The following is a 21,549-nucleotide window of genomic DNA, read 5'->3' on the forward strand; positions in this document are numbered from 1 at the left end:
TGGGGGAGCTGCGCTCCACCCACACCCCCTCAACACCGTCGCGGGCTGGACGTGTCGCAGCAGTTGCTCGGCGCGTGCGCGGCGAGCGGTTGACCTTCGACTTGGTCGTGTGGCTCGTGTGGCTCGTGTGGCTCGTGTGGCGCATTGTGCGCTCCACCGGGGGAACTGCGTAGCCTGCGAAAACTCGGGTCATCGACGGCGACGCTCCTTCGCAGAGAATTGTCAAGACTTGTGGATAGGTGATGCTTTCGGGTCGAGCCCGAGGTGGAACCGGGTGTAGGTGTCGAAGTCGGCGACGGGTTGGAAGCCGAGACGTTGGAGCAGGGCCACGCTGCGATGGTTGCCGTGGGTGACGCCGGCGTAGATGTCGGTGGCGCCGTGTTGGGTCCGGGCGTAGTCGATGAGGGTCGAGCAAGCGGTTGTGGCGTAGCCGCGCCCGACCGCGTCGTGGCTGAGCCAGTAGCCGAGGCCGTAGCGGGGCGGGGCGGCGTGGACGAGGTCGACTCGGCCGATGAGGTGATGGTCGAGCCAGATGCCGAACCGGTCCGGGGCGGGGCGGCTGAGGTGGTCGGTGGCCCATGCTGGGGTGGCGTCGGCCTCGTCCTGGTAGTCGCCGTAGCGGCTGAGGTGGGCCCGGTTGCGGTCGAGGATGTGGTAGTAGGTCCGGGCGTCCGCGACGGTCAGTTCCTTGAGGACGAGGCCCGCGTTCGTGGTGTCCAGTTGTCTGGCGCCGGCTGACGGTGGCTGGGTAGTCACGCGGCGGCAGCTTTGACGGGGCGTTCGACGAGCCGGCCGCGTTCGAAGCGGGCGCCGGCACGCACGAGGGCGACGAGCTGCGGTGCGTTGACCGCGCGCCACCGGGCCTGGGCGGCCTCGATGAGTTTGAACGCCATGGCCAGACCGGCGGCCTTCGAGCCTGGGCCTTTGGTGACCTTGGTCCGGTGCCGAACCGTCGCGAAGGTCGATTCGATCGGGTTGGTGGTACGCAGATGGACCCAGTGCTCGGCGGGGAAGTCGTAGAACGCGAGCAGCTCGTCGAGGTCATCGGTGACCTTCGCGACGGCCTTGCCGAACTTGGCGCCGTAGGCCAGCTTGAACGCCGCCACGGCGCGGCGGGCGTGCTCGCGGTCCTCGGCGTTCCAGATTTCGGCGAGGGCCTTCTTCGCGCCGGGGTGGGCGGACTTGGGCAGCGCCGAGAGCACGTTACCGATCTTGTGGAACCAGCGGCGCTGCTCCCGGGTCGTCGGGAACACCTTCCGCAGCGCCGCCCAGAACCCCAGCGCGCCGTCACCGGCCGGGAGGACCGGGGCGCGCATCCCGCGCCGGGCGCAGTCGCGCAGCAGGTCCGCCCACGACCCGGTCGACTCCCGATACCCGTCGGCCAGTGCGATGAGTTCCTTCGTGCCATCGACCCGCACGCCGACCATCACGAGCAGGCACAGCTTCTCCTCGTCGAGGCGGATGTTGACGTGGATACCGTCCGCCCACACGTACACGTAGTCCACCGTGGACAGGTCGCGTTTGCCGAACATCCTCGCGTCGTCCTGCCATTGGGTGGTCAGCCGGGTGATGGTCGGCGCGGACAGCCCGGATCCGCTGCCCAGGAACCCTTCCAGAGCGGGCACGAAGTCCTGGGATGACAGGCCGTGCAGGTACAGCAGCGGTAATACCTTGGTGATCTTCGGCGACTTGCGGCACCACGCCGGCAGGATCACCGAGGAGAACCGCCGCCGGGCACCGGCTTCGTCGACGCGTTTGTCGTTGACCCGCGGCGCGACCACCTCGACCGCCCCGGACGAGGTCAGCACCTGCCGCGGCACGGCGTGGCCGTTCCGCACGACCAGACGGCGGCCGTCGGCGTCGACCTGGTCGGTATGCGCCGCGATGTACGCAGCGACCTCGGCCTCCAACGGTGCGGCGAGCATCCGTCGGGCACCGTCACGCACGATCTCGTCGATCAATGACCCGCCGGTCGTCGTGGCGGCTGGCGTCGGCTCGTTGGAGGTGACTACGGTGAGCACAGGCGTACCTTCCCGACCCGCGTTGGCGCGCGGGCCTTGCTTGATCCCTTGATTCGGATTCATTGGGAAGGCACGCCTCCCAAGGCCCATCCACAGGTTTCAAGCATTGCTCTCCTTCACACCCGGTGCCGCTCACAGTCCTGTAGCGCACCGAGACCTGCCACGGTGGGCTGGACGAGATGCTTGGTTGGCCGAGGGGCAGACTCAGCGATTCTCAGTGAGTCTTGCGCGCATCCAGGGATACGGATCCATGAGGGGTCGGCGCCGTCGTCGGCACTCCTCTCGCAGCTCGCGTAGCCGGTCTCCGGCCAGATAGTGCCGCCCGCGGGTTTCTCCCTGAGGAAGCAGCAGTCCCAGATCGGTGAGCCGGCCGAGATCCCGTGTTGCTGTGTGCTTCTCGACCTCGGTCATCTTCATGTAGCCGGAGCGGCGAACCCGGTAGCCGAGGACCGCTTCGTACAGGATCCCGGTCACCCGTTCAGGCAGTTGACTGGTACTGACCAGCGAATCGAGCTCTCCCCAGATTTCGGATGCGTCGTTGACCCGCTGAGCCACCGTCTGCGCTTGCATGTGGTGGGCGCGGATGTTGAAGGTTGCCCAGAGGTGTGCGTCGGGCCGCGGACGCCAGGAGCCTTGGCCGGTGACCGCGAGTACCTGGTAATAGTCGTCCGTGTTGTGTCCCAGCCATTCCTCGATGCTTGAGAAGGCCGGTTCGACGATCGTCTGTCGCGAGATCGTCAAGGTCTGCAGAGCGCGGGCCATTCGGCCGCTCCCGTCGCGGTACGGATGGATCATGACCAGGTTGAGGTGTGCCATCGCACCGCGCACCAGCGGGTCGATGTCGAGGTCTGCTTGGAGGCTGGCAGCGAGCTCCTCCATGAGTGCTGGGACTCTGCCGGGGTCGGGGCCCTCGTAGACCACGAGATCCTGTTTTTCGTCATGGACGTAGATCGGGCCGGTCCGGTATTGGCCTGGGCTCTTGCTCAGGTCGTGCGCGAGCATCATGTAGTGCATGCCACGCATCGCCGAGATGTCGATTTTGAAATGAGGGTCGTTCGCCATCTGCAGGACGTAGCCGAGCGCTTGGCGGTAGCCCCGGATCTCCGCCCAGGTCCGATCGTCGGCGCTCAACGGTTCTTCGTCGTCCAGTGCTGCTGCGGCGTCATCCTCGGCCACCACGTATCCCTCGATGCTGTTGGAGCCACGGATCGCGCGCGCGAGCATGGTGCGCCGCAGGCCGCCTTGCCAGCGGCGTGGTGCACGAAGGACGCTGGCAAGCTGTCGTCGCATCTCGTGGATCTCCGCCAGGACTGCCTGATCCTCGCTACTTAGCGGAGGGCTAACGTAGATCATGGAAGCTCAATGTTGTTAACATAGCAACATTCTATCGTAGATGTTGCTTAGATAACTACATAGTGACACTCTGGCAGACTCGGCGCTGCCTCACGCATGGCTTCGGCCCCGAATGGCGATGCGAGTGCTCATTGCGGTGCCAAGAGCTGTCATTGTCCGGTTCGCATAATGCGTCGTGCGCTCCACCGACCTGGGTAGACCTGCTCGTGCTCCCTCCGGGACCGCTCGCCGGCGGTCGGCGGGATTTCCCGCGCAGCCTCAGGCTGCTCCCCATCGGGGGAGCTGCGCTCCACCCGCGCCCCCTCAGGACCGTCGCTGCGCCGACTTCGTGCGTTCGGCCAGCCGGGTGCGTGGTGGGTACTGGCGTTCGATGTCGGTCGTCCGGTTCGGTTTGGGTCGATCCCTGCTCGCGCTGCGCGAGCATCACTGTGACTCGCTGCTCGCCGGATGGGCGGTGCGCTCCGGTTGGCGAAGTTGCCGGAGGCGTTTGACGGTGCCCCTTCGTGGCGGGGCGGTGGGCGCTGATGAATCCCTCTACGATCCAGCGATGCGCATCCGGTTTCGCCTTGCCGCGACGTGTCTGCTGATCGTCATCGGCGCCGCCGGTTGCGGCGGCGCGCCGGTTGCGAGCGGTGCTGCGGCACCACTGTCGCGGGGGAGTGCGGCGCCGGGCAGTTCCATGCCCGTCAGCGCGCCGACCGGCGGGTCACCACAGGTGAGCGTCAGCGTGCGTCCCTCCGGCACGCGGACCACCACGACGACGACGAAGCCTGCGCCGAAGCCGTCCAGTGCTGCGCCGCCCGCGATGACGGTCACCAGCGCGACCCTGAAGATGAGCCCTGAGTCGTATGGCGTCCTGCCGTGCATCCAGTGGGATCAGACGGTCCGGCTCGACTTCACCATCCAGGTCAGTTCCACCGCGCGCAGCGAGGTGAAGTTCGACGTGGAGTCCAGCGCCGGCCTGGTCCGCAGTGGCACGTACTACGGCACCCCCACGCAGGATGGTGTTGCCACGGGCTCCGAGTCGACAGTCGTGAAGGTCGGGCCCGGCCGACCCGAGACGGTGACGTTCTGGCTCCGGGTGACGAAGCCGACGAGCAAGGAGTCGAACCGCGTCACGTTCCACAACTACTGCGCCTGAACGACGCGGTTCAAGCGGAGGAAGTTTCGCGGCTCGATCAGGGTGCCGAACCTGGTCGTCATCACCAAGCCGTTCTCGTGCCATGCGTCACCAGCCGCAGGTCTGAGCGGAACTTGCGGTGCGGTGACACCCTCCCCGCCGCCATCACAAGAACCTGGCACCGGTGAGGGCACCACCGCTGTGAGTGGTCACCGCTGAAGAGCCCTCGCGCTATCCGTGCGGCCCCGACGCACGGCCGTCGCCGGTCACTCAGACCCCGGAGTCGCTATCCCACCTGCTTGCCGAATGACCTGCGGTACATGTCGTTCGGGCAGCCCCTGGCCGACCAGCCGCCACCCGCATACAGCCACCCACCGTAGTAGAGGTATCGGAGATTGTCGTTGAGCCCGTACGAGCAGGAGATGGCGATCCTGTACCGGCCCGTTCCCTGTTCGCAGCGGACCGCGGCATCGCCGGCCCGCTGGGCGTCGCTCCAGCTGTACGTGCAGTCAGTGGGCTCGGCCATTGCCGCGGCGGGAGCGACGAACGCCGCACCGGCCGCAGCCGTGAGCGCCACGACGCCGCGAACGACTCGCATCCGCGTTTTCGGGTTCTTCATCTTGCTCCTTCGGGCAGGTGACGCAGTGCAACTGACGAAGGCGAGGATTTCATTGACCGCTATCACCGCGCTCCTTGACCGCTATCAGTGTCACGGGCGCCCGGTGAGGCTGAACACTTTCCGTGCCTCCGGCGAACTACAGGTGTGATGCAACTGTGGACGACGTGGGGGAGGCGGACTTGGTCGTGATGACGCAGCCCGGCGCAGCGCAGGGACAGGACGCTGGCGCCGACCTCGTTGAACAGGCGAAACGCGTGCCTGAGCGGTTTACCGCCGTGTTCGACCAGCACTACCGGCAGATCTACGCGTACGCGGCCCGGCGGCTCGGTCCCGACCTGGCCGAGGACGTGGCGTCGGAGACGTTCCTGGTCGCGTTCGACCGCCGGCACAGTTACGACAGTGCGCGGGCCGGGGTGCGGCCATGGCTGTACGGCATCGCCTCCAATCTCATCGCCCGTCACGCGCGGGCCGAGACGCGGCGGTACAAGGCCCTCGCCAAGGCTGTCGACGCGCAGGAAACGGGCGACCACGCCGACGCCGTCGCCGGGCGGCTCGACGCGACGGCCGTGCGTGGCCGCCTCGCGGAGGCGTTACGACGGCTGCCCGAGCCGGCCCGGGCGGTGCTGCTGCTCGTGGCGTGGGCGGGGCTCAGCCAGCAGGAGGTCGCGGCGGCGCTCGACATTCCCGCCGGCACGGCCAGGTCCCGGTTGCACCGGGCGCGTCAGGAGATGCGGCAGGCGCTCGGCGCCGAGATCGAGGTGAGCGAGTGATGGACGAGATCGGCGCGCTGCGCGAGGCGTTCGGGGGCGACGAGGTCCCCGGCCAGGCAGCCGAGAACCGGGCCCGCGCGGCCCTCCACCAGCGGATGTCGTCGAAGGAGCAGCGAGTGACCAGCATGAGCCGGAAGCGTGTCGCCATCACGGCCGGGGTCGTCGTGGCGGCCGCCGCCGCGGTCGCCGTCACCGCGGTCATGGTGGTGCGGGGAGGCGGCGGCCACGCGCCGGTGCCGGACGCCGCGCCGACGCTGAACGCACCGGCCGCCAAGGGGGTGCTGCCGTTCGCCCGCCCGGCCAGCGCCGCCGAGTACCTGGAGAACGCCGCCTGGACGGCCGAGCGCAAGCCGTGGAAGGACCCGCGGCCCGACCAGTTCATGTACATCGAGACGCTGGAGCTGCGCAACAAGCCGGCCTACGAGAACGAGCACCCGAACGATCCGATCAGGACCGGCATGGGCGAGAACCGCAAGATCCAGGAGTGGAACAGCATCGACGGGCAGACCAGGGCGGGCTACAAGGACGGCCGGCTCGTGGTGACCAGGCGTGGGCAGGGCGGCGAGTACTGGGACCGGATCGCGTGGTCGACGATCACGTCGATGACCCGCCCGGACAAGGTTCCGGACGCCGTGCCCGGACCCGGTTCGATGGGCATCGAGCTGGACGCGTTCATCGGCCAGTACGTCGTGCCGCCGAACGTACAGGCGGCGATCTTCCGGCACCTGGCGCAGGCGCCCGGGATGACGATCAACCCCGACGCGGTCAACATCGACGGCCGCCCGGCGGTCGGGCTCGGCCGGATCGTCGAGGGCTACCTGTCGCAGGAGCTGCTGTTCGACCAGCAGACGTACCAGTTCATCGGCGAGCGGCTGGTCGCCGTCAAGGACCACGTGAGCCACGGCGACGACGGCGACCACGTCAGCCATCGCGGCGATGTGTACCGCCAGGTCATCTACTCGAAGATGGCCATCGTCGACCGCCCCGGCGACACGCAGTAGCGCCCCGGACGCCGCCCCGGGCCGAACCGGCCGGGGCGGCGCTGCCGCGCGGGGTGGTCAGGTGGTGACGGTGACCGGGTGGGAGCGGGGGGACTCGCCGGCGGAGTTCAGGGCGGTCACCTCGTACGTGTGCGCGCCCGGCGGGACGCTCGTCACCAGGTACGCCGGGCCGTAGCTCCAGGCGATCCGCACCCCGTCGCGGTACACGTTGTAGCCGTCGGTGGCGGTCTGGACCGCTTCCCAGGCGAGCCACACCTGGCCCGGGGCGGGGATGGAGGTGGCGACTGAGCGGGGAGCGTACGGCGGGGTGGCCTGGGCGGGCATGATGTTCGTGGTGACGGGCTGCGACAGGGCCGATTCGCCGGCCGTGGTGACCGCCGACACCGCGTACGTGTGCGAGGTGCCGGGGGCGAGCCCGGTCAGCGTGACGGACGGTTCGGAGCCGGTGGTGGCCCGCAGCGTGCCGTCCTCGTAGACGCGGTACTGGCCGGCGCCCGGCGAGCCGGTCCAGGTCAGCCGCACCGAGTGGCTGGTGGTCTCGGACGGGCTCAGGTCGGTCGGGGGCGCCGGGACGGTGCTGGGGCTGTCCGGGCCGGAGAGCACGAGGTCGTCGGCCTCGAACGCGGCCTGGGCGTACCAGCCGTGCACGTACACCCGGACGGTCGTGGTCGTCGGGCCGGTGGTGAAGGGGACCGACAGCCGGGTCCACTGGCCGCTCGGCGGCGACCAGGTCCCGCCGAGCTCGGTGCCGAGGAAGGCGTACCCGCCGCGGACCCACCCGGAGACGGTGTACGACGAACCCGGCCGCACCGGCACGACCTGCGCGCACTCGGCGGTCGACGCGAGCGTCGGGGTGCCGGTCAGCGCGTACTGGCCCGAGTGCCCGCCCCAGGTGGTGGCGGTGCCGGCCCCGCAGGTCCATCGGGCGGCCGCCGACTCGAACCCCGGGTTCGCCAGCAGGTTCACCTCGCCGGCCGCGGCCGCGGAGGGAGCGAACGGGCCGATACAAAGGCAGGTCGCGAGAGCGACAGTGGTCAGCCGGCGCACAGCGTGGCCCCTTTCCCGGAACCGGACCGGCCCGTCGGCCGCGATTCTGTAAGGAAAGCTTCCTGAATCATTGCTGTCAATGCTGCGAACGGACGGGGCACCGGGAGTGCCCCGTCCGGCGGTGCGTCAGACGGAAAGGGTCCAGACGTTGATGAACCCGCTGTCGGACGCGGCGGCGTCCTGCACGCGCAGCCGCCAGGTGCCGTTGCGGGCCTCGGAGGACAGGTTCAGGGTGTAGGTCTGGTCGATGTTGTCGGCGCTGGCCCCTTGGCGGTTGCTCAGGATGTACACGCTGCCGTCGGGCGCGACGAGCGACACGACCAGGTCGCCGCGGTACGTGTGGACGATGTGGACCTCGACGGTGCTCGTGGCCGACGCGTTACCCGCGCAGCCGGCGATGGTCACCCTGCTCTCGACCGTGGACAGGTCGACGGTGGACACGTCGGTGGGGTTGGTGGCGGTGCAGGCGGTGCCGTTCGTCGCTACGGGGTTGAGGGTCCAGGTGTTGATGTAGCCGTTGTCGCCGTTCGCGGCGTCCTGCACGCGCAGCCGCCAGGTGCCGTTGAGGGGCTCGGAGGAGAGGTTCAGGTTGTAGGTCTGGTCGATGTTGTCGGCGCTGCCCCCTTGGCGGTTGCTCAGGATGTACACGCTGCCGTCGGGCGCGACGAGCGACACGACCAGGTCGCCGCGGTACGTGTGGACGATGTGGACCTCGACGGTGCTCGTGGCCGACGCGTTACCCGTGCAGCCGGCGAGGGTGATCGTGCTCTCCACCGTCGCCAGGTCGACGATCGTCACGTCGGCGGGGTTGGTGCCGGTGCAGGTCCCGGCCGCGGCGGCGGGGGAGCCGCTCACCGCCACCGCGGCCGAGATCGCCAGCAGGCCCGCGCCGAGCCACCGCGTTGCCGATGTTCCCGCAGTACGCATTACTTCTCCTCGTTGAACCGGTATCCCGCAGGGCCCTGAGGGGTCCTGAACGGAAGGTCGTAACGAGGACGGCGGTCGGCGGCGGTCCGGACGTCAGTTTTTTGACGTATCAGGCGGGACGCGAGAACTGGTAGTGCGCGATCCGCCACGTGTCGCCGGAGCGGCGGACGAGCACGCCCAGGAAGCCGCGTACCGGTGGGCGTTCGGTGAACGTGAACTCGACCGCCGCGTAGCCGAGGATGAGGTCGTCGGACAGGTGGCGGGTCTCCCGGAGGTCGTAGGCGGCGGTGAGGCCGATCGGCTGCGGCGCGTAGTACGCGACGACGGCGGCCGGGCCGACGCCGTACGGGTGCACGCCCTGGAAGATCGCGTCGTCGGTGAAGAGCGTCGCGACGCGGTCGGGGTCGTGGGCGTCCACGGCGGACTTCCAGCCGTCCAGGACGTCGCGGAGCACGCTTTCGTCGGACATGAGCGTCACCTCTCTTCAGTGGCCGGCGCTCTGGCCGCCGTCGACGTGCAGGATCTCGCCCGTGACGAAGCCGGCGGTCTCCAGGTACAGGATGGCGTCGACGATGTCGGAGGGGTCGCCGATGCGGCCGACGGGGGACTGGCCCGCCAGGGCGTCGTGGGTCTCCGGCGGGTGCATCGGGGTGCGGATGACGCCGGGCGAGACGGCGTTGACCCGGATGCCGCGCGCCGCGTACTCGATGGCCAGGGACTTCGTGACGGCGTTGAGGCCGCCCTTGGTGAGTGAGGCGAGCGCCGCCGGCGCCCCGGAGGTGGGGTGGTCGACGATGCTGGCCGTGATGTTGACGACGTGGCCGCCGCCCTGGGTGAGCATCGCCGCGATCGCCCGCTGCGTCACGTCGAAGAACCCGCGCAGGTTGACGCCGGTCATGAGGTCGAAGTCGGCGGACGTGTAGCCGGTGAACGGCTTGGCGACGAACACGCCGGCGTTGTTGACGAGGGTGTCGACGCGGCCGTACGCGCGCAGTGCCTCCTCGACGACGCGGGCGCCGACGGCAGGGTCGGCGATGTCGCCGGCGACGGTCAGCAGCAGCGGGTCGCCGGACGGTCCGATCGAGCGGGAGGTGGCGACGACGGCGTAGCCGAGCTTGCGGTACGCGGCGGCGACGGCCGCGCCGATGCCCTGGGAGGCGCCGGTGACGACGGCGACCGGGGGATTGCTCATGGGTTTCCGTTCTGTGGTCGGGACCCGCGTGACTGGCAGCGGTGCGCGCAGGCGAGGCCTCCTACCCACCCGGAGCCCCGCTATCCGCGGTGCGGGCCGCCATGCCGCTCGGGGTGAGGCGACGGATTGACGGCCGGTTCTAGGGTGTGCGGGTGACCTCGTACGGGCCGGGCCTGCTCGATCTGATCCCCGACGCTGACGTCCTGGAGGGCGACCCGACCGGCGGGGACGGGGTCGCGTGGCTGCTGGAGCTCGCCGCGATCGGGCTGAGCCGGCGGTTCCGGGTCGCCGTCCACGAGCGGGTCGCCGAGTTCACCTACGACGACGGGCGGGTCGGGTGGCGGTGGCTGCCCGGCGACGAGGCGGCGCCGATCCTGGCGGCCGGCACGTGCTTCGGAGACGCCGACCGTGACTGGCCGGCGGCGATGGATCACGACCTGTTCGTGCCCAACTGCACCGCGCCCGAGGCCGGCAACGTCGAGGCGCCGGGGTCACCGGTCGACGGCTGGTACTACACGCCGATCGAGCCGGTCGTCTCGCGGATGCGCGAGGTGCTGGCGGAGATCGACCGCGGCGATTACGACTACGCCGCCGACGACGCCGCGGAGCTGCTCGACCAGCTCGAGTTCTGCCGTACTCACGACCTGATGCTCGCCGTGGTGTAGCCCTCTCAGGTCGCGAACACCACGCTCCACCAGCCGCACAGCCCGAGCGTCAGCACCGTCCCGGCCAGGGCGACCACCAGGGGCCAGCGCTCCTCGGTGACGGCGCGGTGGTAGGCGGCGAACCCCGTGGCGAGCGCGGTCAGCGGCATGACGACCAGCGAGAGGGCCAGGCCGGCGAAGCCGGCGCCCATCGCCGCCATCCCTTCCGGATCGTTGAGGGCGTCGCGGTACGCGAGCCAGACCAACCCGAGCGTCAGCCATCCCGCACCCGCGAGCGCGGCGAGGGTCACGACCGCCGGCCCGACGCGGCTGCGGCTGTTCGGATCCCAGTGCGGCGGGATGTCGCCGGGTGCTTCCATGCCAGGTCCGACGCGTCCGGCGGCCACCTGGTTCCGCTACAGTCGCATCTTCGACGACGATTCGGGGAGGGTCGATGGCACAGGACATCCACGTCACGTCCAACGCGATCCGGCAGCTCGGCAAGGACCTGGTGGAGGACGTCGCACCCGCGTTCGACCCGGTGGCCCGGCAGGTGGCGGAGGCGGTGATCGAGTCGCCCGGGTTCGGGCTGGTCGGGTTCCCGTTGCAGCACGCGTACGAGCAGGCCCAGGCCTACCTCGCCGACTACGTCAAGGCGGGCCGTGACCAGCTGGGCACGTTCCGCGGCAAGCTCGACGGCATCGCGACCACGTGGGAGCAGGCCGAGTCGACCAACCAGGTCATGTACCGCTAGGAGGCGTCATGAACCCGTTCACCTCTGGTGTCATCATGCTGCGGTTCGCGCTGGGTTCGTCGTTCGGGGCGGCACCGTTCGTGTCCAGCGCCATCCGGCTGGGCCTCGCCGTCGGCCTGGGCATCTCCAACCCCGGCTCGATCTGGCAGGCCGGCGACGAGTGGAAACAGGCGGCCACCGCGCTCGAGGTGGTCAAGTCCCGGATGGTCAACGCGAACGCCAAGGTCGGCCCGCAGTGGATCGCGGAGGACAAGGACGCCTACCTCAACGCCGTCACGGTGTACAACCAGGAGGTCGAAGACCTGAAGAAGTACCTGGAGAACGTCGGGACCGGCCTGCAGACGGTCGCCGCGGCCTACTACGCGTTCGCGGTGATGGCGATCGTGGCGGGGACGTTCGCGTTCGCCTGCGCCGTCGCCGTCGGCCTCGCGATGGCCACGCCGGCGTTCCCCGCGGTGCGCGCGGCGGCCGAGACGGCGGTGTCGGCGGTCGCGATGACCGCGGGCGCGGCCGCGAAGACCATCACGGCGATCGCCGGCGGCGCCACCGCCATCCTGCTCGCGGGCGTGGCGCTGTCGAAGGCCTTCCAGTCGCAGCCCGGCGGCGTCAAGGGCGCCGACTTCAAGGTGATCACGATCGACTACTCCCCGCTGACCGGCGGCAACGGGTACGTCGCGCCCCGGCGCGAGCTGCCCGGCCCGGCGAAATGAGATAGGAACAGCACGTGGACCCGAACATGGACCCCGACCGGCTGGTCGAGGAGTCGCTGCGGCAGATGCGGCAGGTCGAGGACTTCCAGCGCCGGTCGGCGGCGATGGTCGGCCGTGGCGAGGCCCTCGACGGCCTCGTCACCGCGGAGGCGCGCGGCGACGCCGGGCTCTCCCGGATCACCATCGACCCGCGGGCGATGCGCAGCCCCGCGCAGGACCTCGGCGACGCGACCCTCCGGGCCGCCCAGGGCGCCCTGGAGGACCTGCGGCGCCAGACGATGGAGGCCATGCGCGAGATCCTGGGCGACGACGTGATGGGCGTCGTCGACGGTACCGGCGACCCCAGCAAGCTGGTCGCCGAGGCCGAGCAGCGCTTCCAGGCCTCCGCCGACGAGGCGATGGAGACCCTCGAACGGCTCCGCCGCCAGGGCGGATTCTGATCATGTCCCCGGTCGTGCTGCGGCGGGCCCGGGCGCTGCACCGCAGCCACCGGGTCAGCCTGCTCGTGCTGGCGTTCCTCGTCCTCATGACCGCGTTCAGCGTCGCCGTTGCGGTGATCGACAGCCGCGACCACGACCTGCCCGCGTTCCTGTCGGCGCTCACGTTCGGCCTGCGCTGGGGCTGGACGGTCCTCGCCGTGCTCTGGGCCGCGATGGCGCTGCTGCTGGTCGCCGCCGAGCTCGGCTGGCTGACGGGCACGACCACCCTGACCGACCGGGGCGTCGTCCTGCGGTCGGGCCGGCACGAGGCGACGATCGGCTGGTTCGACATCGACGAGCTGCGTGCCGTCCCGTCCGCCGGCGGCCACCTGTACCACCTGCGCACCACCGTCCCGATGCCCCGCCCGCCACGCCTCGGCCTCCAGGGCCGCCGCGAGGCCTGGCTCGGCTGGCACCCCGGCGCCGACACCGCGGTGGCGGCCATCGCCCGTCCCCACCTCGGCGTCAAGTACCAGCCGCCACCCCGCTGACCTTCCTTTTTGCAGGACGCGTCAGCTTTGCAGGGCCGCGTCAGCGGCGCGTCAACGGCGGATCAGGGCCGGGGACGACGCTTTCGGCAGGCCGGCGGGGTTCCGCCGGGAAGGACTGTCGAAGGGAGCAGAGCGGACATGCGGCTCAGTTTGCGGAAGGTGCTCGGTGGTCTCGCGGCCACCGTGGCGCTGATGGGGATGACGCTGGTGCTGAGCGGGGCACCGGCGGCGGCCGCCCCGGCGGAGAAGGCGGCGCCGCTGGCGGCGGGCGTGTTCCGGCCGATCAAGAACGTCGGCAACGGGATGTGCCTCCAGCCGGCGTCGACCGCGGAGTTCGCGGCGATCGTGCAGCAGCCGTGCGTCGCGGGCAGCATCGCGCAGGGCTGGCAGACGGTCAGCCTCGGCGGCACCAAGTACCGCTTCCTCAACCAGCTCAGCGGGTACTGCTTCGACGCCTTCGACGGGGCGCTCAACAACGCGCGGCTGCTGCAGGGGACGTGCGTGGCGATCAGCAACGAGGAGTTCAACACCGGCTCGACGCTGCCGAACGTGGTGCAGATCCAGTCGCGGGTCGGGTTCCGTGACACGGGCTACTGCGTCGACGTGCCCGGCGGGTCGGCGGCCGCCGGCCTCGCGATGCAGATCTACCGCTGCAACGGCACCCTCGCGCAGCGCTGGGTCGTCGGGTTCGCCTAGTTTCCGAGTGGTACGGGCGGGCGGCGGCTTCTTCCGCCGCCCGTCTCCTCAGAGGCCGACGGGTCGTCCGGCGATGGTGAGGTACGTGTAGCCGAGCCTGCTCAGCCGCTGCGGGTCGAGCACGTTGCGGCCGTCGAGGACGACGGGGGTGCGCATGAGGCCGACGTACTTGCCCCAGTCGAGCTCCAGGTACTGCGGCCACTCGGTGACGAGCACGACGGCGTCGCTGTCGTCGAAGACCTCGTCGACGCTCTCGCAGAGGCTCGCGGCGAGCTCCGGCTGCTCGGCCCGGAACCGCTCGGCGGCGACCGGGTCGTGCAGCTTGACCCGGGCGCCCCGGGCGATCATCAGCTTGGCGATGTCGATCGCGGGAGAGTCGCGCAGGTCGTCGGTGTTGGGCTTGAACGCCAGGCCGAGCAGGCCGATCTTGCGGCCCTTGAGGATGCGCAGCTCGTCGAGGAGCTTGTTGACCGCCTCCTCGCGCTGGCGCTGGTTGACCTCGCGGGCGGCGGACACGATCGGCATGTCGTAGCTGTACTCGGCGGCGGTCGCGATCAGCGCCGCGGTGTCCTTGCCGAAGCACGACCCGCCCCAGCCGACGCCCGGCTGCAGGAACCGCGAACCGATCCGCGCGTCGAGCCCGGTGCCCCGCGCGACCTGGTTGATGTCGGCGCCGACCTTGTTCGCCAGCTTGCCGATCTCGTTGATGTAGCTGATCTTCAGGGCGAGGAACGCGTTCGCCGCGTACTTGATGAGCTCCGCCGAAGCGAGGTCCGTCGAGACGAGCGGGACCGCGCCGACCTCCTCGGGGCGCGGCAGGAACGTCGGCGCCGTGAACGACTGGTTGAGCACCGCCCGGTAGAGCCGGTTGAGCACGTCGAGGCTGCGCGGGTTGTCCGACCCGATGACGATCCGGTCCGGGAACAGCGTGTCGTGGATCGCCGACCCCTCGCGCAGGAACTCCGGGTTGGACGCCACCGCGAACTCGCCCGCGGCCCGCCGCGAGTGGAACCCCTCGAACGACTCCCGCAGGATCGACTCGACCCAGTTTCCGCTGCCGATCGGCACCGTCGACTTGTTGACCACGACGGTGAACTCGCCGTCGATGGTCTTGCCGATGCTCTCCGCGGCCATCCGCAGGAACCGCAGGTCGGGCTGCCCGTCCGGCAGCGACGGCGTCTGCACCGCGACGAACACGACCTCGGCGCCCGGGACACCCTCGGCGTAGTCGGTGGTGAACGTCAGGTTGTGCGCGGCCTCATGCATGAGCTCGTCGAGGAACGGCTCGTAGATCGGCGAACGCCCCGCCCGCAGCAGGTCGACCTTCTCCTGGCTGAGGTCGACGCAGGTGACCTCGTGCCCGAGATAGGCCAGGCAGATGCCGGTGGTGAGGCCGACGTAACCGGTGCCCACGACGCATACCTTCACCCGGGCGATGATACACAGCCGTCATCTGCGACTGATTCCACATATTGGACAATTCGGCCGCTCAGTCCGCTTCCGGACCGTGCCGGCGGGGGCCGCTGCGTGCCCCCCGCCGGCGTCGCGGCCGCGCTACCCCCGCGGCTTGAAGATCCCGAAGTGGTTGCCCTCCGGATCGGTGATGCTGGCGAACACCGGTCCGTCCTCGGTCTGCGTCGGCGGCACGAGCACCTTGCCCCCGGCCGCCTCGACCCGCTCACACACCCCCGGCACGTCCTCGACGACGACGTAGAAGATCGCGTGCCCCGGCTGCCCCACCGCCAACCCACCCATGACCGACCTCTCGTCCGGCGTGGTGATCATCTGGTACGCCCCGTCCCCGCCGAACGTCCACCCGAACAACTCCCCGTAGAACCGCCGCGCCACCGCCGCGTCACTGACCCCGACCTGAAACCACCCGATGCCGTTCATTCCCACTCCTCAACCCCGTCGTCCTGGAGCCGCACGTCCTCCCGCCCGGCCACTTGCCACCACCTTCACCCCCTCCCACGACACCGTCCTGTCGGCATTTCCCTTCACCTCACAACCAGCGAGGCGCCAGCCGAACCCCCACCGTGATCAAAGGACACCCCTGGCCGCCCAGACAGCCACCCCGCGACTTCGATCACGCCGATCACGCCCCCGGCCGCCCCACAGGGAATGTGAGAACGGCGGCCGGGCCACATCACTGCGACCGCGGCGCGGACGGCGACCACGAGGGCAGACCGCCACCGTGATCGAAGGACACCCCTGGCCGCCCAGGCAGCCACCGAGCGACTTCGATCACGCCAACCACGGCCACGGCCAATCCGCAGGGACTGTGAGGACGGTGGCCGGGCCACATCACCGCGCCCGCGGCACGGTCGGTGACGACGAGAGCTGACCGTCACCGTGATCGAAGGACAGCCCTGGCCGCCCGGGCAGCCGCCCGGCGACTTCGATCACGCCAACCACGGCCCCGACCGCCCCATGGGGAATGCGAGGACGGCGACCGGGGCACATCGCTGCGACCACGGCGCGGACGGTGACCACGAGGGCAGACCCCCACCGTGATCGAAGGACACCCCTGGCCGTCCGGGCAGCCACCGAGCGACTTCGATCATGCCGACCACGGCCACGACCGACCCGCAGAGACAGCCGCGACGGCGGAGGTCAAGTCCGCAGCCGGGTGCGCTTCGCTGATTGTGAACCACGGCAGAGGGTGCGATTCCGCCGGTCGGTGGGATGTGGGTGGGTTGTGAAAGCCAACGACGGTGTGGAAGCACCGAACGACGCCCTCGACGGCGCTGGACCATGCGAGGACGGCGGCCGGGGAACATCACCGCGACCACGGCACGGAGGGTTACCACGCCACCTGGCGCCCGGCCTCCGGCCTGGCGGGAAGAACCCCACCTCCGCGCTGGCCTGACCTGCGACCAGACGGGTCGGCGAACCCGTACGCGGACAGCAACCACCAGGGCGGAGTGCGTTGCGCTGGTTGTGGAAGAAGCACCAGGCGACGCGCTTCACGGTGTGAGGACGGCGAACACCACCGCGGCCCACGCCACGACCTGGAATCGGCCGGCGCCGAAGAGGCGTGGCGACCGGGAAGGTCGGTCGGGGGTGTGGCGGGAGGTGGGTCAGGCGGCGATGGCGATCCGGGTGATGAGCTTGCCGGGGATGTCGAGGGCGTTGGGTGGCAGCGGGCGTGGGGTGGTGAGCTCGGGGGTGGGGGTGACGTCGTGGATGCGGTCGACGCGGAACGAGCGGACCGCGTCGCGGAGGCGGCACCAGGCCAGCAGATACCAGCCGGTGGGGCCGCCGAGATAGCCGACGGGTTCGATGTGGCGGCGGGTGGTGGTGCCGAAGCGGTCGGCATAGGCGATGTCGAGGACGCGGCCGGTGGTGAAGGCTTCGACGACCGCGGGGGAGACGGGGGCCGGGCCGGGGTCGGCGCCGTCGACGAGGTGGATGCGGGCGGCGAGCTCGGTGGCGCGGTGGACGTCGGCGGGGGACATGACGGCGAGGAGCTTGTGCAGGGCGGTGCGGGCCGGGGCGTGGAAGGGGGTGCCGTGGAGGCGGTGCAGGGCCACGGCGATCGCGACCGCTTCGGCGGGGGTCATGTTGAGCGGGGGCAGGGTGTGGGTGCGGTCGAGGGCATAGCCGCCGGTGCGGCCGAGGGAGACCCAGATCGGGACGCCGGACTGCTGCAGGGCGCTGATGTCGCGCTCGATGGTGCGGGTGGAGACCTCGAACCGGGTGGCGAGCCAGCGGGCGCTGCGGGGGCGGGGCGCCACCGCGCGCAGCTCCTCGACCAGCGCATACAACCGATCCGTCCGATTCACGCCGCCAGACTATCCACCAGGTACGACAAAAATGGTGGAGCCAGGTCTACCGAACGGTGCCGGTGGCGTCCGTATGGTCGGTGCCGTGAGCGGTGTGTGGCAGGCGATGGCGAGGGCACCGCACCGGTTCCTGCTGTCGGGCTGGCCGCTGCGGTGTCTGCTGTACCTGCTGGGCAGCGTCGTCGTCGCGGTGGGTCTGCTGATGGCGCTCATCGCCGGCATCCTGTTCCCGCCGGCCGTGGTGTTCCTGGGGTTGCCGGTCGGGGCGCTGGAGCGGCGGCGGCTGCGGATCCTGGACCGGGTGCCGATGCCCAGCCCGCATCCGGTGCCGAAGCCGGGGCTCGGTGGGTGGTTCCGGTCGCGGCTGGGTGAGGGTGCGACGTGGCGGGAGCTCATCTATGTCCTGGCGCTGGCGTCGGTACTGCTGCTCGTCGACCTGGTCAGCCTCGGCCTGCTCGTCGACTGCCTGATCGTGGCCGCGGCGCCGGTGTTCGTGCAGGCGGGGGTGCCGTTCCAGTTCGGCGACCTGGTCGTCGACACCCGTGGGGAGGCACTGGCGGCGACGGCGTTCGCGGTGCCGGCGACGGCGGTCGGGCTGTACGCGTTGAGCGCCGTCGCCGCGACGCAGGCCGCGTTCGCCCGGTGGCTGCTCGCGCCGCGCGACGCCGAGCTCAACCGCAGGGTCGAGGAGCTGTCCCAGTCGCAGAAAAGGCTGGTCGACGCGTTCGAGGCGGAGCGCCGCAGGATCGAGCGGGACCTGCACGACGGCGCCCAGCAGCACCTGGTGCTGCTCGCGATGACGCTCGGGCTGGCGAGGCTGGAGGTCGGCGACGGCAAGGCGGCCCACCTGCTCGAGGACGCGCAACGGCAGGCGCGGCAGGCCCTGGCGTCGATCCGGGAGCTGATCCACGGCATCCACCCGCAGGTGCTCACGGACCTGGGCCTGCCGGCCGCAGTCGGGGAGCTCGCCGAACGCTGCCAGGTGCCCGTCGTCATCGACCTGCCCCTGGACCGGCGGCTGCCGGCGGCGGTGGAGACGACGGCGTACTTCGTCGTGTGCGAGGCGCTGACCAACGCGGTCCGCCACGCCGGCGCGTCCAGGATCACGGTCAGCGGCCGGATCACGCGGTACGTCCTCACGTTGACGGTCACCGATGACGGCCGCGGTGGCGCCGACCCCGCCACCGGCACCGGGCTGCGCGGCCTCGCCGACCGGACCGCGGTCATGGACGGCACGTTCACCGTCACCAGCCCGGCGGGAGGTCCGACGACGCTGCGGGTGGACCTGCCGTGCGGCCTGACCTAAGGTCGGCCGGCATGAAGATCGTGCTCGCCGACGACGCGGTGCTGCTGCGGGAGGGGCTCGCCAGCCTGCTCGAACGGTTCGGCCACACGGTCGCGGCCGCCGTCGGTGACGCCGAGGCGCTGCTCGACGCCGCACGGGAACACCGACCGGATCTCGTCATCACCGATGTACGGATGCCGCCGACGCACACAGACGAGGGTCTCCGCGCGGCGCTCACACTGCGGGAGGACGACCCGCAGCCGGCGGTGCTGGTGCTGTCGCAGTACACCGCGACCGCCTACGCCGCAGAGCTGCTCGCGCCCGCCGGACGGGCCGGCGTCGGGTACCTGCTGAAGGACCGTGTCGGGGACATCACCGAGTTCGCCGACGCGGTCGCGCGGGTCGCGGCGGGCGAGACCGTCATCGACCCGGATGTGGTGCGGCAGCTGCTGACGCGGCAGCGCGCCGCCGACCCCCTGGCACGGCTCACCCCGCGGGAGCGCGAGGTGCTGGGGCTGATGGCGGAGGGCCGGTCCAACGCGTGGATCGCCCGCGCCTGCACATCGGCGACGCCGCCGTCGCCAAGCACATCGGCAACATCTTCGCCAAGCTCGACCTGCCCGGCCCCGACGACGGCCACCGCCGCGTCCTTGCCGTTCTCAAGTACCTGCGCACCTGACCGAAAGAACGAAATTTGGGACCCCGAAAATGGGTCTTCGGGCTCAGGTGCCGCGGTCGTGCCGGTCCTAGCGTGGAAAGCGGTCAATCCCCCTTCCCCGCCAGGAGGAGCCTCATGTCAAGACTCAGGCGCGCGGCCGGCGTCATCGCCGTCGTGCTCGCCGCCGTCACCGTCACCGCCGTCAACATGGCCGACGCCGCCACCCCGCTCGTCGTGCAGGCCGAGTCGTTCGCCGCGCAGTCCGGCGTACAGGTGGAGACCACCGTCGACACCGGCGGCGGTCAGAACGTCGCGTATCTCGCCAACGGCGACTGGATGCGGTTCGACGGCGTCGATCTCGGCCCCGCCGGCACCGTCACCGCCGCGGCCCGGGTCGCCTCCGCCGTCGGCAACGGCACCGTCGAGCTGCGGACGGGTTCGCTGACCGGGCCGCTGCTGGCGCAGTTCCCGATCGCGGCGACCGGCGGCTGGCAGGCGTGGACGACGCTGTCCGCGACCGGCACCCACGCCACCGCCGGCCCGCAGCCGGTGTTCGCGGTCCTGCGCAGCGGCGCGGGCGGCGACTTCGTGAACATCAACTGGTTCTCGTTCACCGCGGCCACATCGAGCAGCAGCAGCCCGGCGGCGACCGGCTGGGTCGACGTCGACCAGGCGAAGTGGGGCGCGCAGCTCGCCGCGTTCAACGCGATGCCCATGGACCCCGCGCCCGCCGGCGCCGTCCGGGTCCCGGAGTTCAACGCGTCCTGCACGTACAGCCACTCCCGCAAGGACGACCCGATCGTCTTCCCCGGCCTGCCGGGCGCGTCGCACATGCACAGCTTCATCGGCAACCGGAGCACCGACGCGAACAGCACCGCCGACACGCTGCTCGCCAACGCCGGCACCAGTTGCGCGCCGGCGCCGGACCTCTCCGCGTACTGGGTGCCCACGCTGTACGAGCACGGCCAGCCGGTCGAGCCGAAGGCCGTCGTCGTGTACTACGGCTCCAGGCTCACGGACTCCAGCAAGACGGTGCCGTTCCCGCAGGGCTTCCGGATGATCGCCGGCGACGCGAAGCTGCAGGCGCCGACCCCGGCCGGCACCGTCAACCAGTTCTACTGCGCGGGCCCCGGCGGCGAGATCGGCCGCAGCGCCGACGGCAACTGGCCGCGGTGCGCGCCGGGCGCCTCGCTGCTGTTCCAGCTCGTGTTCCAGGACTGCTGGGACGGCGTCCACCTGGACAGCCCGACGCACAAGGGGCACGTCGCCTACACGTACGACGGCAAGTGCGGTGGCGCGTTCCCGGTGGCGATCCCGTCGGTGTCGTTCGTCATCGCCTACCCGACGCCCGGGTCGATCGACGGGTTCACGCTGTCGTCGGGGATGGCGTCGTCGTTCCACGGTGACGCGTTCCTCGCCTGGGACAACGCCGCACAGGGCCACCGGGTGAAGAACTGCGTCGTCCAGAAGGCCAAGTGCAACACGGCCGGGACGTTCTGATGCCGTGACCGTGAGCGCTCACCGGTGTGGTTCGTTCGCCGCGGTGTGCGGCCGGGCGACTCCCCACCGGTGGGCGGGCCTCAGCCGGCCGGGCCGATCCCGCTGCCGTCCGCGCCGTCCGGCCGGCACACGCCGGTGGCTCGACGACTCGGCCCGGCTCGCGACGACGGGCCGTGCCGCCCGACGACGGGTCCGACCTGCTCGTCGCAGCCGCTGGACGCCAGCGGCCGCCTGGTCCGGTGGGGTGGATGCCAGCGCGGCGGCCTGTTCTGGCGGGGTGGTCGCCGGTGGCGGCTTGGTCCCGGTGGACGCTGGTGGTGGCTTGGTCTGCTGGACGCGGTGGCGGCTCGGTCCGGTGGAGTTGGTCACCAGTGGCGGGCCTCCCGGTGGACGCTGGTGGCGGCCTGGTCTGGTGGACACGGTGGCGGCTCGGTCCTGTGGGGTGGGTGCCGGCGGCAGCTTGGTCCGGTGGACGCTGGGGGTGGCTTGGTCCGGCG

24 protein-coding genes and 1 pseudogene are annotated in these 21,549 nt (G+C 70.6%); 12 read left to right on the forward strand and 13 right to left on the reverse strand.

Annotated features, from left to right (window positions below; all coding sequences use genetic code 11):
* Positions 1 to 222: 222 nt before the first annotated feature.
* The 4 genes from ABD332_RS31890 to ABD332_RS31905 form a co-directional block, all read right to left on the reverse strand.
* A complete protein-coding gene (locus tag ABD332_RS31890) occupies positions 223 to 756 on the reverse strand; it encodes a GNAT family N-acetyltransferase (RefSeq protein ID WP_344506045.1) in 534 nt (177 codons plus the stop codon).
* Complete coding sequence (locus ABD332_RS31895; protein ID WP_425552319.1) at positions 753 to 2,021, reverse strand: IS256 family transposase; 1,269 nt, start codon at positions 2,019 to 2,021, stop codon at positions 753 to 755. Before ABD332_RS31895 ends, ABD332_RS31890 begins: the two co-directional genes overlap by 4 nt.
* A 204-nt stretch (positions 2,022 to 2,225) precedes the next feature.
* Positions 2,226 to 3,374 carry a Fic family protein gene (locus ABD332_RS31900; protein WP_344506046.1) on the reverse strand — a complete coding sequence of 383 codons (1,149 nt, stop codon included), beginning with the start codon at positions 3,372 to 3,374 and terminating at the stop codon, positions 2,226 to 2,228.
* Positions 3,375 to 3,908: 534 nt separating this feature from the next.
* Positions 3,909 to 4,190 carry a hypothetical protein gene (locus ABD332_RS31905; RefSeq protein ID WP_344506047.1) on the reverse strand — a complete coding sequence of 94 codons (282 nt, stop codon included), beginning with the start codon at positions 4,188 to 4,190 and terminating at the stop codon, positions 3,909 to 3,911.
* Here ABD332_RS31905 and ABD332_RS31910 point away from each other — a divergent pair.
* Complete coding sequence (locus tag ABD332_RS31910; protein ID WP_344506048.1) at positions 4,180 to 4,515, forward strand: hypothetical protein; 336 nt, start codon at positions 4,180 to 4,182, stop codon at positions 4,513 to 4,515. The genes ABD332_RS31905 and ABD332_RS31910 overlap by 11 nt on opposite strands.
* A gap of 265 nt (positions 4,516 to 4,780) precedes the next feature.
* Here the strand turns inward: ABD332_RS31910 and ABD332_RS31915 are convergent, their stop codons facing one another.
* Positions 4,781 to 5,113: a hypothetical protein gene (locus ABD332_RS31915; RefSeq protein ID WP_344506049.1), complete on the reverse strand. Its 333-nt coding sequence runs from the start codon at positions 5,111 to 5,113 to the stop codon at positions 4,781 to 4,783.
* A gap of 254 nt (positions 5,114 to 5,367) precedes the next feature.
* Between ABD332_RS31915 and ABD332_RS31920 the strand changes: the two genes are divergently transcribed.
* Positions 5,368 to 5,883 (forward strand): RNA polymerase sigma factor, encoded by a 516-nt coding sequence (locus ABD332_RS31920; protein WP_344506050.1) that lies wholly within the window; start codon positions 5,368 to 5,370, stop codon positions 5,881 to 5,883.
* A complete protein-coding gene (locus ABD332_RS31925) occupies positions 5,883 to 6,884 on the forward strand; it encodes a hypothetical protein (protein ID WP_344506051.1) in 1,002 nt (333 codons plus the stop codon). The genes ABD332_RS31920 and ABD332_RS31925 overlap by 1 nt, the downstream gene beginning before the upstream one ends.
* A gap of 57 nt (positions 6,885 to 6,941) precedes the next feature.
* Here the strand turns inward: ABD332_RS31925 and ABD332_RS31930 are convergent, their stop codons facing one another.
* From ABD332_RS31930 to ABD332_RS31945, 4 genes are all read right to left on the reverse strand, one after another.
* Positions 6,942 to 7,850 (reverse strand): carbohydrate binding domain-containing protein, encoded by a 909-nt coding sequence (locus ABD332_RS31930; protein ID WP_344506052.1) that lies wholly within the window; start codon positions 7,848 to 7,850, stop codon positions 6,942 to 6,944.
* A 207-nt stretch (positions 7,851 to 8,057) separates the two neighbouring features.
* Complete coding sequence (locus ABD332_RS31935; protein WP_425552320.1) at positions 8,058 to 8,858, reverse strand: proprotein convertase P-domain-containing protein; 801 nt, start codon at positions 8,856 to 8,858, stop codon at positions 8,058 to 8,060.
* Between the two features lie 109 nt (positions 8,859 to 8,967).
* On the reverse strand, positions 8,968 to 9,327 hold the full coding sequence (locus ABD332_RS31940; RefSeq protein ID WP_344506053.1) for a YybH family protein: 360 nt from the start codon (positions 9,325 to 9,327) through the stop codon (positions 8,968 to 8,970).
* Between the two features lie 15 nt (positions 9,328 to 9,342).
* On the reverse strand, positions 9,343 to 10,050 hold the full coding sequence (locus tag ABD332_RS31945) for an SDR family NAD(P)-dependent oxidoreductase (protein WP_344506054.1): 708 nt from the start codon (positions 10,048 to 10,050) through the stop codon (positions 9,343 to 9,345).
* Positions 10,051 to 10,202: 152 nt separating this feature from the next.
* Between ABD332_RS31945 and ABD332_RS31950 the strand changes: the two genes are divergently transcribed.
* Positions 10,203 to 10,715, forward strand: a complete 513-nt coding sequence (locus ABD332_RS31950; protein WP_344506055.1) for a hypothetical protein — start codon at positions 10,203 to 10,205, stop codon at positions 10,713 to 10,715.
* A 5-nt stretch (positions 10,716 to 10,720) separates the two neighbouring features.
* Here the strand turns inward: ABD332_RS31950 and ABD332_RS31955 are convergent, their stop codons facing one another.
* Positions 10,721 to 11,074, reverse strand: a complete 354-nt coding sequence (locus tag ABD332_RS31955) for a hypothetical protein (protein ID WP_344506056.1) — start codon at positions 11,072 to 11,074, stop codon at positions 10,721 to 10,723.
* A gap of 74 nt (positions 11,075 to 11,148) precedes the next feature.
* Here ABD332_RS31955 and ABD332_RS31960 point away from each other — a divergent pair, with 74 nt between their 5' ends.
* From ABD332_RS31960 to ABD332_RS31980, 5 genes are all read left to right on the forward strand, one after another.
* Positions 11,149 to 11,448: a hypothetical protein gene (locus ABD332_RS31960; RefSeq protein ID WP_344506057.1), complete on the forward strand. Its 300-nt coding sequence runs from the start codon at positions 11,149 to 11,151 to the stop codon at positions 11,446 to 11,448.
* Positions 11,449 to 11,456: 8 nt separating this feature from the next.
* Positions 11,457 to 12,158 (forward strand): hypothetical protein, encoded by a 702-nt coding sequence (locus ABD332_RS31965; protein WP_344506058.1) that lies wholly within the window; start codon positions 11,457 to 11,459, stop codon positions 12,156 to 12,158.
* Positions 12,159 to 12,172: 14 nt separating this feature from the next.
* On the forward strand, positions 12,173 to 12,598 hold the full coding sequence (locus ABD332_RS31970; RefSeq protein WP_344506059.1) for a YbaB/EbfC family nucleoid-associated protein: 426 nt from the start codon (positions 12,173 to 12,175) through the stop codon (positions 12,596 to 12,598).
* Positions 12,599 to 12,600: 2 nt separating this feature from the next.
* Positions 12,601 to 13,128, forward strand: a complete 528-nt coding sequence (locus ABD332_RS31975; RefSeq protein ID WP_344506060.1) for a hypothetical protein — start codon at positions 12,601 to 12,603, stop codon at positions 13,126 to 13,128.
* A gap of 138 nt (positions 13,129 to 13,266) precedes the next feature.
* Positions 13,267 to 13,824, forward strand: coding sequence for an RICIN domain-containing protein (locus ABD332_RS31980; protein ID WP_344506061.1), 558 nt, complete (start codon positions 13,267 to 13,269; stop codon positions 13,822 to 13,824).
* 48 nt (positions 13,825 to 13,872) lie between these two features.
* Here ABD332_RS31980 and ABD332_RS31985 read toward each other — a convergent pair whose 3' ends face one another.
* The 3 genes from ABD332_RS31985 to ABD332_RS31995 form a co-directional block, all read right to left on the reverse strand.
* The gene (locus ABD332_RS31985) at positions 13,873 to 15,252 is read right to left on the reverse strand and encodes a UDP-glucose dehydrogenase family protein (protein ID WP_344506062.1); all 1,380 of its coding nucleotides are present in this window, start codon (positions 15,250 to 15,252) and stop codon (positions 13,873 to 13,875) included.
* A 126-nt stretch (positions 15,253 to 15,378) separates the two neighbouring features.
* A complete protein-coding gene (locus ABD332_RS31990) occupies positions 15,379 to 15,717 on the reverse strand; it encodes a VOC family protein (protein ID WP_344506063.1) in 339 nt (112 codons plus the stop codon).
* Between the two features lie 1,187 nt (positions 15,718 to 16,904).
* Positions 16,905 to 17,609, reverse strand: coding sequence for a helix-turn-helix transcriptional regulator (locus tag ABD332_RS31995; RefSeq protein ID WP_344506064.1), 705 nt, complete (start codon positions 17,607 to 17,609; stop codon positions 16,905 to 16,907).
* Between the two features lie 85 nt (positions 17,610 to 17,694).
* Here ABD332_RS31995 and ABD332_RS32000 point away from each other — a divergent pair, with 85 nt between their 5' ends.
* The 3 genes and pseudogenes from ABD332_RS32000 (at position 17,695) to ABD332_RS32010 (ending at position 21,052) form a co-directional block, all read left to right on the forward strand.
* The gene (locus ABD332_RS32000) at positions 17,695 to 18,915 is read left to right on the forward strand and encodes a sensor histidine kinase (RefSeq protein WP_344506065.1); all 1,221 of its coding nucleotides are present in this window, start codon (positions 17,695 to 17,697) and stop codon (positions 18,913 to 18,915) included.
* Between the two features lie 11 nt (positions 18,916 to 18,926).
* Positions 18,927 to 19,573: pseudogene (locus tag ABD332_RS32005) on the forward strand (response regulator).
* 114 nt (positions 19,574 to 19,687) lie between these two features.
* A complete protein-coding gene (locus tag ABD332_RS32010; RefSeq protein WP_344506066.1) occupies positions 19,688 to 21,052 on the forward strand; it encodes a DUF1996 domain-containing protein in 1,365 nt (454 codons plus the stop codon).
* Positions 21,053 to 21,549 lie beyond the last annotated feature (497 nt).

This window comes from Dactylosporangium maewongense, assembly GCF_039531485.1.
Classification (GTDB): domain Bacteria; phylum Actinomycetota; class Actinomycetes; order Mycobacteriales; family Micromonosporaceae; genus Dactylosporangium; species Dactylosporangium maewongense.